The 15,702-nt window shown below is 59.6% G+C and carries 17 protein-coding genes and 2 pseudogenes; 16 read left to right on the top strand and 3 right to left on the bottom strand.

From position 1 onward, the window contains the following. Window positions 1-137 precede the first annotated feature (137 nt). The 5 genes and pseudogenes from J3P73_RS29595 (at window position 138) to J3P73_RS29580 (ending at window position 2,881) form a co-directional block, all read left to right on the top strand. Window positions 138-377: a hypothetical protein gene (locus J3P73_RS29595; RefSeq protein ID WP_130690557.1), complete on the top strand. Its 240-nt coding sequence runs from the start codon at window positions 138-140 to the stop codon at window positions 375-377. Between the two features lie 35 nt (window positions 378-412). After that, a pseudogene (locus J3P73_RS38340) lies at window positions 413-502 on the top strand (VOC family protein); the annotation flags it as partial. A gap of 309 nt (window positions 503-811) precedes the next feature. Next, complete coding sequence (locus J3P73_RS29590) at window positions 812-1,438, top strand: hypothetical protein (RefSeq protein WP_130690556.1); 627 nt, start codon at window positions 812-814, stop codon at window positions 1,436-1,438. Window positions 1,439-1,558: 120 nt separating this feature from the next. Beyond that, entirely contained in the window at window positions 1,559-2,329 is a 771-nt protein-coding gene (locus J3P73_RS29585; RefSeq protein WP_130774313.1) for an SDR family NAD(P)-dependent oxidoreductase, read from the top strand. Between the two features lie 246 nt (window positions 2,330-2,575). Next, the gene (locus J3P73_RS29580; RefSeq protein WP_130690588.1) at window positions 2,576-2,881 is read left to right on the top strand and encodes a hypothetical protein; all 306 of its coding nucleotides are present in this window, start codon (window positions 2,576-2,578) and stop codon (window positions 2,879-2,881) included. Window positions 2,882-3,029: 148 nt separating this feature from the next. On the opposite strand, the gene J3P73_RS29575 is transcribed toward J3P73_RS29580, so the two are convergent. Then, the gene (locus J3P73_RS29575) at window positions 3,030-3,926 is read right to left on the bottom strand and encodes a GGDEF domain-containing protein (RefSeq protein ID WP_130690587.1); all 897 of its coding nucleotides are present in this window, start codon (window positions 3,924-3,926) and stop codon (window positions 3,030-3,032) included. A 205-nt stretch (window positions 3,927-4,131) separates the two neighbouring features. Between J3P73_RS29575 and J3P73_RS29570 the strand changes: the two genes are divergently transcribed. Continuing rightward, window positions 4,132-4,566 carry a hypothetical protein gene (locus tag J3P73_RS29570; RefSeq protein ID WP_130690555.1) on the top strand — a complete coding sequence of 145 codons (435 nt, stop codon included), beginning with the start codon at window positions 4,132-4,134 and terminating at the stop codon, window positions 4,564-4,566. Between the two features lie 466 nt (window positions 4,567-5,032). On the opposite strand, the gene J3P73_RS29565 is transcribed toward J3P73_RS29570, so the two are convergent. Then, entirely contained in the window at window positions 5,033-5,932 is a 900-nt protein-coding gene (locus tag J3P73_RS29565; RefSeq protein ID WP_130666263.1) for a LysR family transcriptional regulator, read from the bottom strand. Between the two features lie 118 nt (window positions 5,933-6,050). Between J3P73_RS29565 and J3P73_RS29560 the strand changes: the two genes are divergently transcribed. The 10 genes and pseudogenes from J3P73_RS29560 (at window position 6,051) to J3P73_RS29515 (ending at window position 14,473) form a co-directional block, all read left to right on the top strand. Next, window positions 6,051-6,983, top strand: coding sequence for a VOC family protein (locus J3P73_RS29560; RefSeq protein WP_130690554.1), 933 nt, complete (start codon window positions 6,051-6,053; stop codon window positions 6,981-6,983). Between the two features lie 95 nt (window positions 6,984-7,078). Next, window positions 7,079-7,768, top strand: a complete 690-nt coding sequence (locus tag J3P73_RS29555; RefSeq protein WP_018069930.1) for a hydrolase — start codon at window positions 7,079-7,081, stop codon at window positions 7,766-7,768. A 67-nt stretch (window positions 7,769-7,835) separates the two neighbouring features. Next, window positions 7,836-8,126, top strand: coding sequence for a XapX domain-containing protein (locus J3P73_RS29550; RefSeq protein ID WP_130690553.1), 291 nt, complete (start codon window positions 7,836-7,838; stop codon window positions 8,124-8,126). Beyond that, entirely contained in the window at window positions 8,126-10,108 is a 1,983-nt protein-coding gene (locus J3P73_RS29545; RefSeq protein ID WP_130690552.1) for an amidohydrolase, read from the top strand. The genes J3P73_RS29550 and J3P73_RS29545 overlap by 1 nt, the downstream gene beginning before the upstream one ends. A gap of 103 nt (window positions 10,109-10,211) precedes the next feature. Next, complete coding sequence (locus J3P73_RS29540) at window positions 10,212-10,838, top strand: hydrolase (protein ID WP_130690551.1); 627 nt, start codon at window positions 10,212-10,214, stop codon at window positions 10,836-10,838. A 26-nt stretch (window positions 10,839-10,864) separates the two neighbouring features. Continuing rightward, window positions 10,865-11,296: a DoxX family protein gene (locus tag J3P73_RS29535; RefSeq protein WP_130690550.1), complete on the top strand. Its 432-nt coding sequence runs from the start codon at window positions 10,865-10,867 to the stop codon at window positions 11,294-11,296. A gap of 351 nt (window positions 11,297-11,647) precedes the next feature. Beyond that, complete coding sequence (locus J3P73_RS29530; RefSeq protein ID WP_130666259.1) at window positions 11,648-12,556, top strand: glyoxalase; 909 nt, start codon at window positions 11,648-11,650, stop codon at window positions 12,554-12,556. Window positions 12,557-12,611: 55 nt separating this feature from the next. After that, window positions 12,612-12,698, top strand: a pseudogene (locus J3P73_RS38335) (alginate export family protein); the annotation flags it as partial. 188 nt (window positions 12,699-12,886) lie between these two features. Then, window positions 12,887-13,573 (top strand): YoaK family protein, encoded by a 687-nt coding sequence (locus J3P73_RS29520; protein ID WP_130666258.1) that lies wholly within the window; start codon window positions 12,887-12,889, stop codon window positions 13,571-13,573. 63 nt (window positions 13,574-13,636) lie between these two features. Beyond that, entirely contained in the window at window positions 13,637-14,473 is an 837-nt protein-coding gene (locus J3P73_RS29515; protein ID WP_130666257.1) for an alpha/beta fold hydrolase, read from the top strand. A 149-nt stretch (window positions 14,474-14,622) separates the two neighbouring features. On the opposite strand, the gene J3P73_RS29510 is transcribed toward J3P73_RS29515, so the two are convergent. Continuing rightward, window positions 14,623-15,516 carry a helix-turn-helix transcriptional regulator gene (locus tag J3P73_RS29510; RefSeq protein WP_130666362.1) on the bottom strand — a complete coding sequence of 298 codons (894 nt, stop codon included), beginning with the start codon at window positions 15,514-15,516 and terminating at the stop codon, window positions 14,623-14,625. Window positions 15,517-15,702: the final 186 nt, after the last annotated feature.

The raw sequence follows: 15,702 nt of genomic DNA, 5'->3' as shown, positions 1-15,702 counted from the left end.
GTGCCGCCTGCACCCGCAGGGCCGCAACGCAGTGGAGGACGGCAAAGCCGTTGCCGGCGGCGCGAGCCTGGCAGGACCCAAAGCCGGGGCAGGACGCGATGGCCGCAATCGCAGGGGAGGTTCTGATGGAGGCAGACATGGCAGATCCGCGAGGCGGCATCACGCCGCACACATCGCCGATGAACGGCAGCGCAGATCGCTTCTCTGCCCGGCCGCGCCAGACGACGCCGCTTATCGACCAGATTATCGATGGCGCGAGCCCCGCTGGTTCAATCGGCCGAGCTAGTATCGACGACATGGCGAGATGCGCGGAGTCGATGTCCGATCAGACGGTGGCGGGGCGTTCCTCGTTCTCGCGGATCAGATCAGGACGTTGAGGATTCCCAATCGCGAAGATGCCTGAACCAGAGCTGTATTTTTGATGCGCGCACCGGATGGCCACAGCCGGCTCGAACTCTCCCGCTTCCTCAAGCCGACCGTCATCGCAAATCACCAAATCGCGAAGAGCATCCGTCGCCCGAAGCCTTGAAAGGAACGTAGTGGTCCACTATATCACGGTCATCGGCGTTGCTGGTGAGCGCTCCAAGGGAGTGTTCGCGACTGCCGAAATTGCTCGGCTACTTTTGACCACGGATGTACTGGCACTGGTGTGAAGAGCGATGTTTGAAAGGTCGGTGCGATTTCGCCCCGGCCTTTTTTATTGCCATGACTTCGGATGAAGCGTTCGGCGCCACGCAGTCTTCATCCACCGACGCTTGTCCCGACTCGTTCCTGTTGAAGAGGCAGGATCGCCTGCCCATCTAACTCAATGATGCCGAAGGAAGAAAAGAACGACGTCGAGCTGCTGAAGACGTGGGCGCTGCCAACAGCGGCTACGCTGGGATCGACAGTCCGCGCTAAAGGCATACTCCTCGAAATTCGCGCGCGGCTTCCATCGGCGACGAAGAAGTCGCTCGACATCGATGCTGGTGAACTTGCTTTGGCGATGCCGGCCAGTTCGAAAGCCGAATTCCATGCCGCGTCGGCCGTTGTCGCCGAGGCGCTGGAGAACATCGAAACCCTCCCGGTGATCCCGCGCGAAATCCAGGACATACTTTCGATCTCGACGACCGAGCGTCATCGCTGGCTCAAGGACGGCCGCCTGCCAAGTGCAGGGACGCGCACAGTGAAACTGCGCGGTCGCGCGCGAAATATCACCTTCCACGTCTTCGACCCGCGCATGGTCGAACACCTGCTCGATCGGGGCGTTGTCGAAGACTGGCGTGAAGAGGATGCTGCAGCGGCTGCGGAGAATCGGCGACGGGCCGCCTACAAGGCGAAGCTAACGCGGTCGCTGAAGAGTGGCGGCAGCAAGATTGCATCATCGTCAGGCCCCAACGATGCCTCCGTCGACCTCTCCGGGTGGGAAGAGTTTCGCCGCGATGGGCTGCTCCGGTAAGAGCGTCCCACGTTGGGGGATCGCCTATTGGTCAGGGGGACGCTCCTCAGCATGAGCAGAACATCTGGCATCCGCACACCGACGCTGCCATAAATGAGCTTCATCGAGGGAGGCATGACGATGCAGAAGAATGCGCCGGACTTCAGCCTTGAGGGCAAGGTGACGTTGGTGACGGGAGCGAGCCGTGGCATCGGTCGAGCTTGCGCACTTGCCTGTGCCAGAGCAGGCTCCGATATTGTTTTGGGGGTCCGCGATGTCGCGGCGTCGGCGGGTCTGGTCGCCGAACTCGAGGACGCGGGACGAAAAGTCCTCCCTGTTGAACTGGACATTCCCAATAAGGCCCATATCGCACAAGCCGTCGACGCAGCGCTTACTACGTTCGGTCGGATCGACGTCCTCGTCAACAATGTCGGCGTGGCTCCAGGCAATCTCGCGGAACTCGTCGAGGAGAAGGACCTTGACGAGATACTCGATGTCAACATCAAGGGCACCTTTCTGATGGCGCAGGCAGTCGGGCGTCACATGATCAAACGCAATGGGGGCCGGATCATCAACATCAGCTCACAGGCCGGCACCGTGGCACTGCGCGGCGAGGCAATCTATTGCATGAGCAAGGCGGCAATCAATCACCTCACGCGCTGCCTTGCAGCCGAATGGGCACCCTATAATGTCACTGTAAACACCGTATCGCCGACGTTCATCCACACGGATGGTACAGCACCTTTTCTATCCGATGCCGACAATCGCAAAGCGACGATCGGTCACATTCCACTCGGCCGGATCGGTGAAACCGACGATGTGGTGGGTGCCGTGGTCTTCCTAGCATCGCCGGCTGCGAGCCTGATCACCGGCGCGAACCTGCTGGTGGACGGTGGATGGTCCGTCGCTTAAGGCCGAGGCGCAACCTGCAGCGCAAATCTTATCCAGACGAGGACAACGATTTCCCCGGATATCGATCGGGACTAAACCTCAGCACTCCAAACTCCTCAGCCCTGATCAGAGGGCGCGACACGAAGACCTTCGATGAAGGCCACGGGTGAGGACTTTCCTCTCTTTTGTGGTCCTGCAAAGTTTCAATTGACCGTTTCCGATGGCGAGGCGACACTCGCAACCAGCAGCGAGGCAGGAGGAAAAACGATGGACGACCTAGACCGTTGGCGCGACATGGCAAGCGCACCGAGAGACGGTAGCCGGATCCTCGTCACGATTCGCCCGTCCGAACAGGGGCCGGCAGAAGTTGACCTCGCCTATTGGTCGAATGGCGATCAGTTCGGAGCAGAAGGCTGGCGCGCCTCCGATTCCTCGCCCGGGCACATCATCGAATATGCCGAACCGGAATTGAAGTGTTGGATGCCGATGCCCTCGGCCAACCTCAATCGCACCGCGATGCCCTCCCCTTGGGAAGGCGACGATGACCAAGAGCTCCACGGATCAGGGATTTAAGAAATCACGTCCAATCACATTGGTTCCTGCCTCAGCGAATAGGCCCCATATCGCCGTCCTCCACGACTGCGGCGCGCGACGAAGGCCCTGCTCTGCGAACGGCGCACCCCGGAACCGCTGCACACTTCCGGGCGACATGCATTGGGCCCTACGCAGCGCGCACCCTGTCCCGGCCGCTTAACTTGGCAGCATAAAGTGCTTGATCGGCGCGTCGATAAAGGTCCGAGGAGCTGTCTGACGGGGCACAAGCGGCGATGCCGGCAGAACAGGTGTAGCTGAAATCGGGTGATTCAGGCAGGGGCCGGGAGAAGCGGATCACCGTCAGCATGCACTCGACCATGGCAATGGCGTCTTCCGGCCCGGTTGACGGCATCACCAGAACGAACTCTTCTCCGCCGACCCGCCCAAAACAATCGTTGCGGCGAACATTCTGATGAATGCGATGCGCAAAATCGCGCAGGACGACATCCCCGGCCTGGTGACCGAGCCGATCGTTGATGTGTTTGAAATTGTCGATGTCGAACACGACAAGGCAGCCAATGCTTCCATGCTGGGCGGCCGCCAGCATGTCGTCGACCCGTGCCATCACAAAGCGGCGGTTGGCGACACCCGTGAGTTCGTCGGTGTAAGACGCCTTGATTGCCTGATCGCGATCTTGCCGGACGATCCTGCCATGAGCTCGCAAACTGGTGATCTCACTCGCAATGCACAACATCCAACAGTTTGTCTGGACCGCCTCGGTCATCCAAAACCATCGGCCATCGTGCAGGTCCGTCTCGAAAGCACGATAGCCGATCTTGCCGCGGCGCGACTGTGTCGACCGCAGCCATTCGTCGAAATTGCTCGTTTGAATGACCGTGCCTCGCCGCAGCTCGAAATTGCGCCGCATGAGATCCGGCCAGAGGGGAGTCTCGTCCGGCTCGATGAAATAGACCGAACGAAAGGCGCTGTTGGCGTATTGCAGCCGGTCATGACCATCGTAGACCGCAATGAGCGTTTCGGTGCGTGCAGAAAGGTGCAGAAGCTGTTCGAATATCTCGTCCATACCGAACCCTGTCTGGTTGCCTTGGTATGACATGGCGCAGAAACCCTATGAGAAAAGAGCTCGTCAGCAACCAAAAGGCGCCTCCAGCGATTACGGAAACGTCAACGAGATGCCGTTTTCAATCGTGATTGGACATCAGCTGCGACCTGAGAGACGCTGTTTTCGGGAGGCGGACCATCTATTTTTCCGGAGATAGGAGGCCGAAATGGAACAGTACGCACTCGACCAGTTGAAAACCGTCGCCAAGGTCAGCACGACCTGCAAGCGCCTTGAAATGACGCGGCGCGAACGGCTTGAACGGTGGGCCGAAAGTCTTGAGCGCAGCCCCAGACCGCATCTCAAGACGCTTCACGAAACCGAATATCGGCCGATTGCAGATCGGCTTGCTCTTAGGGATGACGGCACACCGATCTCTGTTGCATTCGCTGATCCCATTCTGCGGGCGGCAGGAATGGAAAGCGATAGCTACGGAGAAGCCATACGGTTCTTCGAACTCAGCGACGAGGAATTGCATGACCTTGTCTGCTTCTGCCATTTCGGTGAACGCGTCAGCGCGGCAACAGTCGCTCGCCGTTTGCGAAAGATGGCCGGTTGCAAACCAGACGGGTTTTTCGCTCAGCTTCGTGCGTTCTTCGGCTGATTGAAGCTAAAGCCACCATCTGACGTGCTGGTCGGGGATGCATCGATCCCCGACGCGGGTGGCACGTGCGACGACCGAAGCCAGACCGGTCGGGTCGTTGCTCCTGCGGCATCGACTATCGCTGACACATTGAGGGGGCAGATTTCTGAAGCAGTTGGTTCCTGCTGGTCAACTGCCGGGTCTAAGTTTTCTGCGCTGGCCGACCACCCGCAGGGAATTGGCGCGGTGGACAACCAAACGGACGACCCGCGGGTGCACTAAAGGTCACGCGCTGGCCGGGCGACAACTGGTGGTTTACTTTGTTCGCGGGATCGACGTCCTCCCAGTTCCAGAATACGACCAGAACCGCCGGCAGATAGCGTTTTCTGCGACAACAGGAAAATGTGTTTGCTGTCGAAAACTTGGCCCCGTGGTGCTGTCATATCTGAGATTCTTAAACAGCAGCGGCACCACGCTCCTTCGAAGTTCATTCGATCGCCGATATAAACGCCGGAATCTGTTGTTCGAAGAACTTCGAGAATGAGGCGATGCGCGGCGGAAGTGCCTGGTACGGGGGGTAGTACAGGGTCAGCCACAAGTCCGGCGGCGACCAGTCTTTGAGGACGTGGACCAAGCGTCCGGTGCGCAGATACTCGGCCACATGGAACTTGGGCAGCATGGCGACCCCGCTTCCATCGGCAGCCATGCTTGCCAGGACCTCCCCGCTATTGGCGCTGAATGCGCGGCCCGCAGAAATCGTGGTACTGCCGCTGCCGTCCGACAGGGTCCAGGTCTCCCGCTTGCTCTCGCCGCTATAGGCAAGGCAATCGTCGGGAATGAGTTCATTCGGATGCTCCATGTCGCAAAACCGGCTGCCGGGCGCTGCGACGAGGATCCGGCGAACGACGCTGATCTTGCGCCAGATCGTGAACTTGTCCGACGGTGCCGCGGAAATGCGGATCGCCAGGTCATAGTCATCGTCGATAATATTCACGAGCCCATCCGCGAGCGATATCTCGAAGCTGATCTTCGGATAGCGTTCCTTGAATGCAGACAGGATTGGCGGCAGGACCTGCTGGCCGAACCAGGTCGGCGCGCTGATCCGCAGACGTCCGTGATCCGCCTTGTGAGTATTCATCACATCCTTGCGCGCGTTGTCGAGCGCCTGCACCGCCGGCTGGATCTGGGCAGCGAAGATCGCGCCGTCGGTTGTCAGCGACACCTGGCGCGTCGTCCGCACGAAGAGTTGCACGCCAAGGTCTTCTTCCAGCGCCGCGATCGCCCGCGTGACGGCTGCCGGGGTCATGTCGAGCTCACGGGCGACCTGCGCGAAGTTCCGTTTCTCGGCGGCCAGCAGAAAGGTTCGAAGCAGTTTGTAGTCGTTCATCGATTATTTCATCCCTGGCAATTCACTGACAATTATTATTGCAATTCCGGTCACTGATCAACGGGCGTAGCTTTTCAATCAGACCAGACAAACCAACCCAGCCGCGGAGGCAAGCATCATGATCAAGGATATCAAGGGACTGCATCACATCACGTCGATGGCATCGGATGCCCGCCAGAACAACGCGTTCTTCACGGATGCGCTTGGCCTGCGCCGCGTCAAGAAGACCGTGAATTTCGACGACCCCAACGTCTACCACCTCTACTACGGTGATGAGGCCGGCACCCCCGGCTCCGTCATGACCTACTTCCCGTTTCCCGACGTGATGCGCGGCCGCCCAGGCGTCGGCGAAGTCAGCGAAACACAGTTCGCGGTGCCGAAGGGCTCGCTCTCCTTCTGGCAAGATCGCCTCTCGGCAAAGGGAGCCGGAAACCTGCAGGCCGACACTGCCTTCGGTGCTGACCGCCTCCTGTTCAAAGGGCCGGACGGCGAAGCGTTTGCCCTTGTCGAAGCGGAAAACGACGGCCGCAAGGCCTGGAATGGCGCCGGCATCGACGAAAGCGTCGGCATCCGCGGCTTCACCGGTGCCAAGTTCCGCCTGCATGACGCCGCTGCCACGTCCGAACTGCTCGGTTTCATGGGCTACCAGCGTACTGAGACGGATGGTGACGTGACCCGCTTCATCATCCCCGGCGGCAATGGTGCGGACACGATCGACCTCGAGATCCTTCCGAAAACGCCTTTCGCAAGGCAGGGCGCAGGTTCGGTGCATCACATCGCTTTCGCCGTCGAGAACCGCGCAAAGCAACTCGAAGTCCGCAAGTCCCTGATGGATACGGGCTACCAGGTAACACCTGTCATCGACCGTGATTACTTCTGGGCCATCTACTTCCGGACACCCGGCGGCGTCCTGTTCGAAATCGCCACGAACGAACCCGGTTTCGACCGCGACGAAGATACGGCACATCTCGGCGAGGTTTTGAAGCTGCCGGCTCGCTACGAGCCTTATCGTGACCAGATCGAGGCCGGGCTGACGCCGCTCGCCGCCTGACGTCGCTTTCCAACAATAAGGCGGCATAACTTTCAAGACGTGCCGCCTTCCCTGCCCCATTACCTACCTTCAACCTAGTCAAAGGAAGACACGAGATGTCCAGCAAGCTTCAGGTCCTCACCCCGCAGAACAGTCAGATCATCTTCATCGACCAGCAGCCGCAGATGGCCTTCGGTGTTCAGTCGATCGATCGCCAGGTCTTGAAGAACAACGTCGTCGGTCTTGCCAAGGCGGCAAGGATATTCAACATCCCAACCACCATCACCACCGTCGAAACCGACAGCTTTTCGGGCAACACTTTCCCGGAACTGCTCGCTGTCGTCCCGGACAACGATATCCTTGAGCGCACGTCGATGAATTCCTGGGACGACCAGAACGTCCGCGACGCGCTTGCCAAGCACGCTGCCGATGGCCGCAAGAAGATTGTCGTCGCCGGCCTCTGGACGGAGGTATGCAACACGACCTTCGCGCTCTCCTGCATGAACGATACCGACTACGAAATCTACATGGTTGCGGATGCTTCCGGCGGCACGTCCGTCGATGCGCACAAATATGCGATGGACCGCATGGTCCAGGCCGGAGTCGTCCCGGTCACCTGGCAACAGGTCCTGCTCGAATGGCAGCGCGACTGGGCCCGCAAGGAAACTTACGACGCGGTCACGTCGCTGGTGAAGGAGCATTCCGGCGCGTACGGCATGGGCATCGATTATGCTGTTACGCATGTCCACGGCGGCGCCGAACGCGTCAAGCACGGCAAGCGGATCGGCCCGAACCCTGCCAAATAAACCGTCAATCACTCCGGCCGGCCGCTTCCTGCCGGAGTGATTTTCCTTCACCACGCGAGGTTCCCCCATGAAACTCTATCTTCTTTCACTCGGTGCCGGCCTGCTGGTGGGCGTGATCTACAGCCTGATCAATGTCCGCTCGCCTGCCCCGCCTGTCGTCGCGCTCATCGGGCTGCTCGGCATCCTTGTCGGCGAGCAGCTTGTGCCACTGGCAAAGAGCATTTGGGCTCGCGAGCCTGTCGCCGTCTCCTGGCTTCATCAGGTCAAGCCGCACATGTTCGGTCACCTCCCGAAGGGCGGAAAAAACGTGGTGGCGGTGAACCCACCCCATGAAGCTTCAACATCGGGGAAAAGCTGATGACGACGCGCCGCACATTCCTCAGCGCAGCATCGAGCCTCGCCTTTTCAAACTTGTTTTCACCGGCCAATGCCGCCGATCCCAACAAGACCGGAGCCGCTTCCATGCACGCAGACATCGTTCTTCACAATGGATTGATCACGACGCTTGATCGCGCAAATCCGAACGCCACCGCAGTGGCCATCAAGGACGGCCTATTCATCGACGTGGGTACCGACCGCGACGTCATGGCACTCGCCGGACCGGATACAAAGATCATTGATCTCAAGGGCAAACGTGTACTGCCTGGTCTGATCGACAACCATACTCACGTTGTGCGGGGCGGTCTCAACTTCAACATGGAGCTCCGCTGGGACGGCGTCCGCTCGCTCGCCGATGCGATGGACATGCTCAAGCGCCAGGTGGCCATCACACCCGCCCCGCAATGGGTGCGCGTCGTCGGTGGCTTCACCGAGCACCAGTTCGCCGAAAAGCGCCTGCCGACGATCGAGGAGATCAATGCCGTCGCGCCCGACACGCCAGTCTTCCTGCTGCATCTCTACGACCGGGCCTTACTGAACGGCGCGGCCCTTCGCGCCGTCGGATATACCAAGGATACGCCGAACCCGCCCGGCGGTGAGATCACGCACGACGCCAACGGCAATCCGACGGGCCTGCTGCTGGCCAAGCCGAATGCGGGTATCCTCTATTCGACGCTTGCCAAGGGTCCGAAACTTCCTTTCGACTATCAGGTCAATTCGACCCGTCACTTCATGCGCGAGCTCAATCGGCTCGGCATCACCGGCGTCATCGATGCCGGCGGCGGATTTCAGAACTATCCGGACGACTATGCTGTGATCCAAAAATTATCGGACGAACATCAGCTGACCGTCCGGCTTGCCTACAATCTCTTCACCCAGAAGCCGAAGGGCGAGAAGGAAGACTTCCTCAACTGGACGCAGTCTGTGAAGTACAAGCAGGGCAACGATTATTTCCGTCACAACGGCGCCGGTGAGATGCTGGTGTTTTCCGCCGCGGACTTCGAGGATTTTCGCCAGCCCCGCCCGGACATGCCGCCGGAAATGGAAGGCGAACTGGAAGACGTCGTTCGGGTGCTGGCCGAAAACCGCTGGCCTTGGCGGCTTCACGCCACCTATGACGAAACGATCAGCCGCTCGCTCGATGTGTTCGAGAAGGTCAACAAGGATATTCCGCTCGAGGGCCTGAACTGGTTCTTCGATCATGCCGAGACGATTTCCGATCGCTCGATCGATCGCATCGCAGCACTCGGCGGCGGCATCGCCACGCAGCATCGCATGGCCTATCAGGGCGAATATTTCGTCGAGCGCTACGGCCATGGTGTCGCCGAAGCCACCCCGCCGATCCGGCGCATGCTCGACAAGGGTGTCAACGTCTCGGCCGGCACGGATGCGACCCGCGTTGCCTCCTATAATCCCTGGGTCTCGCTGTCATGGATGGTTACCGGCAAGACTGTCGGCGGCATGCAGCTCTACCCGCGTGCCAATTGTCTCGACCGTGAGACGGCGCTGCGGATGTGGACCGAAAAGGTCACGTGGTTCTCCAACGAGGAGGGCAAGAAGGGACGCATCGAAAAGGGCCAGTTTGCCGATTTGATTGTCCCGGACAAGGACTTCTTCGCCTGCGCCGAGGACGAGATCTCGTTCCTGACGTCGGAACTCACCATGGTGGGCGGCAAGATCGTCTACGGTGCCGACAATTTTGCCACTCTGGATGAGAGCGATATTCCGCCCGCCATGCCGGACTGGTCACCGGTTCGCAAGTTCGGCGGTTATGCCGCCTGGGGCGAGCCCGACGGTGCAGGCAGACACTCGCTGCGCCGTACGGCGATCGCCTCCTGCGGCTGCGCCAGCGATTGCGGTGTCCATGGCCACGATCATGCCGGTGCCTGGACATCGAAGCTTCCTATCGCCGATCTGAAGGGTTTCTTTGGCGCCCTTGGCTGCTCGTGCTGGGCCGTCTGAGAACGCGGTCTGTCAATACGAACTCCCTCTTCGGCACAATCTGTAGAGGGGCTTCCCGACGAACGATGAGGCCCGTTGAAAATGGCCGCAGCCCGGAGAAATCATGTCCGCTATTCCACTCCTTGAACCGGCTCAGCCAGCCGTGCTGATGATCGATCAGCAAGCCGGTCTCGCCTTTGGCGTCGGGTCGACGGATCGTCAGGTCCTTCTCAGCAACATGGTCGCACTGGCAAAGACAGCGAAAGCATTCAAGCTCCCGGTGATCGCTTCGACGTCGGCCTCGAAGGTCTATAGCGGGCCCATGATGCCGGCAATTCAAAGCGTCATGCCCGAGGTCGCATCCATCGAGCGCCGCAACATGAACATGTGGGAAGACGATGCAGCAAAGGCAGCGATCGCACGCACTGGCCGCAAGACACTGCTTGTTTCGGGTCTTCTGACGGAAGCCTGCGTCTCGTTCCCCGTGCTTTCGGCACTCGCCGAAGGTTATGCGATCTCCGTCATCGCCGACGCATGCGGTGGCGTGACATCCGATAGCCATAACCTTGCGTTGCGCAGAATGGAGGCGGCGGGTGCGACGATGACGTCCTGGCTGCAGGTCTTGCTCGAGCTTCAGCGCGATTGGACGAGAAAAGAAACCTACATTGACGCGCGAGCGATCGTCGAAGCGCATGCCGGCGGTTACGGCATTGGTCTTTCCTACGCCCGCGACATGATCCACCCGCTCTGATCACAGGTCTTTTGAGGATACTCATAATGACGTCCATCCATACTCAAGATACCGGCAGCTCCGCCGGCAAGGCTTTCGGCGCCGACTTCCTGGCATTGCTCGCGCTCTGCTCCGCCTACATTCAGGGTCCGCTGACGAAGGTTTTCGACTTTCAGGGGGCCGTCGCCGAGATGAACCATTTCGGGCTGGCTCCGGCGCCACTCTTTGCAGTCGGGGTACCGATCTTTGAACTCGCCATGTCTGCCCTCATCCTTTCGGGGCGCTTGCGCTGGCTGGGGGCTCTTGCATTGGCGATATTCACCTTGATGGCGACATACCTTGCCCTGCGGTTCTGGGAGATCCCCGCCGGACCCGAGCATTCGGCCGCCATGAACGGCTTCTTCGAGCACATCGGTCTTAGCGGTGCTTTCCTCTTCGTCGCGCTTGTCGACCTGCGCAAACGCGCGAGCGGAAAATAGAGCGCGTCGTCCGGGGCCTGGGATGATGACATCAAATCCCGACATTTCGGAGCCGTCCTTGCGGCCAACAAAGCCGGTCGGGCTGAGATCTAGAAATCAGCGCTGGCGAGATCCACGGGACCGTCATGCGACAGACCGAGCGTGAACTCGACCTCCAGGAAATGGCGGCGCAAAATCGCCGGCAGCCAGCTATCAAAACCATATGTCCGACCAGACTTCGGCGCCCCAATTATTGCAAAACCGGCAATTCAATCGGCAGCATTATTGCAATTGTTCACCTCTGACGCCTGAGCCACTATCCCTTCATAGACAGATGCCTGCCGGTCCCGACGTAACCATGAGGATGTATCCATGACCTTTCCATCAGCTGGATTGAAATTCGCCGTCGCCATCGCCGTCGCTACGATCATGGCCTCTTCTGCTACAGCCGCCGGGGCTGCCGGCAAGAACATGGCGGTTGGCGCGCAATACGACACCACTCATGTCTATGTTCCGGTGACCGACGTCGATGCCTTTGCGGCGAGTTTCGTCGCCACATTCGGCGGTGCATCGACCAAGCAGATGGTCGCCACGGTGACGCCGACACCGAGCAGCACGACCTCGCAACTGATCCAAACTCCTGCAGGCACAGTCTCGCTGTTCGGCTTCAAGACGCCGATCCCCTATCCCTTCGGCAGGGAACGGACAGGATATCTCGTGACGGACATGGACCGGGCGATCCGCGATGCTCGAAATGCCGGAGCCTCAGTCATCGTCGATGCCTTCCCTGATCCGATCGGGCGCGATGCCGTCATCCAATGGCCAGGCGGCGTCAACATGCAGCTCTACTGGCACACCAAGGCGCCGGATTATCCGAAGTTCGATACGGTCCCTGAAAACCGGATATATGTTTCAAAGGATTCCGTCGGCGCCTTCATTCATGATTTTCTGACCTTCTCAAAGGGCAAGATCGTCTCCGACGACAGAAGGGCGCCCGGCGTCGAGATCGGTCGCCCGAGCGACACCTACCGGCGCGTCCGTATTACGTCCGACTTCGGCAACATGTCGGTCCTCGTGACCGATGGTCACCTTCCTTACCCTTATGGCTATGAGACCACCGGTTATGCGGTGAAGGATCTCAATGCAACCGTCGCAAAGGCCACCGCTTCGGGCGCGACAGTGCTGGTTCAGCCCTACAAGTCGGAGAAGCGTCAGGCAGCCATCGTTCAGTTCCCCGGCGGATACATCGCCGAGATCCACGCACCACTTGTCTCAGAGTGACCACCGCTTGGAGAGCCTGCCATGATGACGCAGAATATCTCACACCCCTCGCCGCAAGGCGTCTTGCGGACGCCAGGACTTTGCCTTCGACTTGCAGCGCTTCGTTTCATCGCGCGACGAACCGAATGTCAGGCAGTCCTTCACCGTCGGGGCCGATTGCGGCTGTTGAGGCGCGCGGACTACGCCTTCAATGCAAAGCTGACGGGCGCCCTAGCGGCCGTTCACTACCACGTTGGCGAAACGAATCCGCCGGGCCGGCGGCCACAATAGCAACCATCTCGGCGCCGAGTTGAAATTCTCCTGGTAACGGGACGGCAAGGAAAAGCACACATGAAAAAAATCTCTCTCGCAACAGTTTTGAGCTTCGATGCCGGATACGTCGACACAGCAGGCTTTCTGGCGCTTCAGGGACTGTTTACGGCGCATGTGACAGGAAATTTCGTGACATTCGGCGCAGCCGTTGTGCTCGGCACGTCCGGGATCATCGCCAAGCTTCTCGCTCTCCCGGTCTTCTGCGCAGTTATTCTCGTAACCAGACTGGCGAGCTTCTGGCTCGCCGGGCGCAAATACCCGGTTTTGAGCACGATGATGAGGGTGAAGCTCCTGTTGCTGATCGTAGCGGCAACCCTTGCGGTTTCCTATGGTCCTTTCCCGAAGGGGGACGGATGGCCGGCAATCTTGACAGGCATGGTGCTCGTGGCCGCGATGGCGATCCAGAATGCCGCACACAAGATCCATCTCGCGAAGGCACCACCGACGACGATGATGACCGGCAACACCACTCAGATCATGATCGATCTGGCTGATGTCATTCGCGGCCAAAGCCTGGAGGCGAAAAATGCCGCCAAGAAACGGATGATCAAGATGCTGACCAGTGTCTGCGCATTCGCCATCGGCTGCGGTGCAGCCGCTACGGCCTTCATTTGGCTTGGCATCTGGTGCCTCGCGATCCCGCCGCTGCTCGGTCTCTTGGCCCTGATGGCCGAGGTCGAGACACCGGAAGGCGACGCAAAATAACTGCTCAACCGCGATCTGCGGCCAAGATTTTCACCCCCCCACCTCAATCAAGGAGACAAGAGAATGGGCTACATCACCACCAAGGACGGCGTCGAGATCTTTTATAAGGATTGGGGGCGCAAGGATGCCCAGCCGATCGTCTTCCACCATGGCTGGCCGCTCTCGTCGGACGATTGGGACGCACAGATGCTGTTCTTCCTGTCGAAGGGTTATCGCGTCGTCGCCCACGACCGTCGTGGTCACGGCCGCTCGGCACAGGTTTCCGACGGACATGATATGGACCACTATGCCGCCGACGCCTTCGCTGTCGTCGAAGCGCTCGATCTGAAGAATGCCGTCCATATCGGCCATTCGACCGGCGGGGGAGAAGTCGCCCGCTACGTTGCAAAATACGGCCAGCCGGCCGGGCGCGTTGCCAAGGCCGTTCTGGTTTCCGCCGTTCCGCCGCTCATGCTGAAGACCGAGGCAAATCCAGGCGGCCTTCCGATGGAAGTCTTCGACGGCATTCGCAAGGGCGTCGCCGATAACCGCGCGCAGCTGTTCATCGACTTCCCCACCGGTCCGTTCTATGGCTTCAACCGCTCCGACGCGAAGGTCTACCCTGGCGTCATCCAGAATTGGTGGCGGCAGGGCATGATGGGCAGCGCCAAGGCCCATTACGATGGGATCAAGGCCTTCTCCGAAACCGACCAGACGCAAGACTTGAAGGCGATCACGGTTCCGACCCTCGTCATGCATGGCGACGACGATCAGGTCGTGCCGATCGACAATGCCGGCCGGTTGTCCGCAACGCTGGTGCAGAATGGCACTTTGAAAGTCTACAAGGGCTATCCGCACGGCATGCTGACCACCCATGCCGATGTCCTCAACGCCGATCTCCTGGCGTTCGTCGAAGCCTGATTGGTCGGTCCGGGTGCGGCTTTAGTGCCGCATCCGGACGGCGCACAACGCGTCTGAAGCTGTTTTCACCAAGACGTTATCGGCGCCTTTCCTTGAAACCGAGATCAGGGAAAAGATCGCGGTGCAGCGCCGCTCCAGCTTCAACTCTCCTAGTGCCGATTGCGTGAGCGCCACTCCGCCGGAGCCACTCCCACAGTCTTCGAGAAGGTGTCGATGAATGTGTCCTCATCAGCAAAACCGCACGTCGCAGCCACCTGCGCGATAGTATCACCGGTTCTGCTGAGCTGTGCTTGGGCCCTGGTCATGCGGTACGCCGACATCCATTCGGCGACAGACTGCCCGGTTGTATTCAAGAAGCCTGAACGCAGCTCATCCACTGAAAAACCGGTGGCCTCGGCAATCTGATCGACGGTCATGTTGGCCGACAGGTTTGCGGCCATGTACGTCTTGATGCGCTTTTCCTGCATGGGAGACAGCCGACCGCTGGCCGACAGCCGTTGTGCGGGTGAGCGTCCGTAACGATGCGCGAGATGGGCGTTTAACGCCAGCCCTATATGGGGAAGCAGCTGATCCCTGACTTCGTCCGGCATGTCGAACATCGGCATCAGTGCTCCACCAATATTGCGGATCACCTGATCGTCAATGCCTCGGCAGGTCGCAAGGTCATCGACGCGCGGCTCGCCTGCCTCCTCGGCGAGCTCGGCAAAGTGCGAGTTCGGGATATGAAAGGCAAGCGCCTCGAAATGACCGCCAATCGAGATTGCGGCGCCGTTCCTCAGACTGATGAGACAGACAGAACCTTTGGGATAGGTCTTCAAGGGTGCCACGGTCTGGTCCGGACGGATGTCGCGATGATCGACATCGACGAGATAGAGCATGAGCAGGAAGGCATCATCGGCCGGGAGGAAGACCGGATGCTCCGCATCTCCATAAACGTGGTCAAGATGAACGACAGAGAGCTTCGCCTCGCGAAGAGGCCTGATGACCAAGGCCCTCGCTGCACCGATGCCAAAACATGTTGCAATCCTGTCGCTGACCGCCAACGCTTCACTCAAATGTGTCTCGATCCTCCGGGCTGGGAACGGTATAGCCCGACCGTTGCGATGCCACGATTTGAGAGTTCCTATACATCTTCGAAGCATCTATCTTGCACAAAAGCATCCTCGTCGACGAGATTCGGCGAATTTCCAGAAGGCTGGGCTGAAGGGCTGAGCCGCGAGATTGGTCTT

The organism is Rhizobium ruizarguesonis (assembly GCF_017357285.1).
GTDB classification, from domain to species: domain Bacteria; phylum Pseudomonadota; class Alphaproteobacteria; order Rhizobiales; family Rhizobiaceae; genus Rhizobium; species Rhizobium ruizarguesonis.
This window is presented reverse-complemented; position numbering and strand designations above follow the sequence as displayed.

Bases quoted from the DNA above. Each gene is read 5' to 3' on its own strand.
- J3P73_RS29585 (WP_130774313.1), top strand. From the start codon at position 1,559: ATGCAGAAGAATGCGCCGGACTTCAGCCTTGAGGGCAAGGTGACGTTG.
- J3P73_RS29545 (WP_130690552.1), top strand. From the start codon at position 8,126: ATGACGACGCGCCGCACATTCCTCAGCGCAGCATCGAGCCTCGCCTTT.
- J3P73_RS29530 (WP_130666259.1), top strand. From the start codon at position 11,648: ATGACCTTTCCATCAGCTGGATTGAAATTCGCCGTCGCCATCGCCGTC.
- J3P73_RS29580 (WP_130690588.1), top strand. From the start codon at position 2,576: ATGGACGACCTAGACCGTTGGCGCGACATGGCAAGCGCACCGAGAGAC.
- J3P73_RS29565 (WP_130666263.1), bottom strand. From the start codon at position 5,932: ATGAACGACTACAAACTGCTTCGAACCTTTCTGCTGGCCGCCGAGAAA.
- J3P73_RS29570 (WP_130690555.1), top strand. From the start codon at position 4,132: ATGGAACAGTACGCACTCGACCAGTTGAAAACCGTCGCCAAGGTCAGC.
- J3P73_RS29520 (WP_130666258.1), top strand. From the start codon at position 12,887: ATGAAAAAAATCTCTCTCGCAACAGTTTTGAGCTTCGATGCCGGATAC.
- J3P73_RS29540 (WP_130690551.1), top strand. From the start codon at position 10,212: ATGTCCGCTATTCCACTCCTTGAACCGGCTCAGCCAGCCGTGCTGATG.
- J3P73_RS29535 (WP_130690550.1), top strand. From the start codon at position 10,865: ATGACGTCCATCCATACTCAAGATACCGGCAGCTCCGCCGGCAAGGCT.
- J3P73_RS29590 (WP_130690556.1), top strand. From the start codon at position 812: ATGCCGAAGGAAGAAAAGAACGACGTCGAGCTGCTGAAGACGTGGGCG.
- J3P73_RS29515 (WP_130666257.1), top strand. From the start codon at position 13,637: ATGGGCTACATCACCACCAAGGACGGCGTCGAGATCTTTTATAAGGAT.
- J3P73_RS29595 (WP_130690557.1), top strand. From the start codon at position 138: ATGGCAGATCCGCGAGGCGGCATCACGCCGCACACATCGCCGATGAAC.
- J3P73_RS29560 (WP_130690554.1), top strand. From the start codon at position 6,051: ATGATCAAGGATATCAAGGGACTGCATCACATCACGTCGATGGCATCG.
- J3P73_RS29575 (WP_130690587.1), bottom strand. From the start codon at position 3,926: ATGGACGAGATATTCGAACAGCTTCTGCACCTTTCTGCACGCACCGAA.
- J3P73_RS29550 (WP_130690553.1), top strand. From the start codon at position 7,836: ATGAAACTCTATCTTCTTTCACTCGGTGCCGGCCTGCTGGTGGGCGTG.
- J3P73_RS29555 (WP_018069930.1), top strand. From the start codon at position 7,079: ATGTCCAGCAAGCTTCAGGTCCTCACCCCGCAGAACAGTCAGATCATC.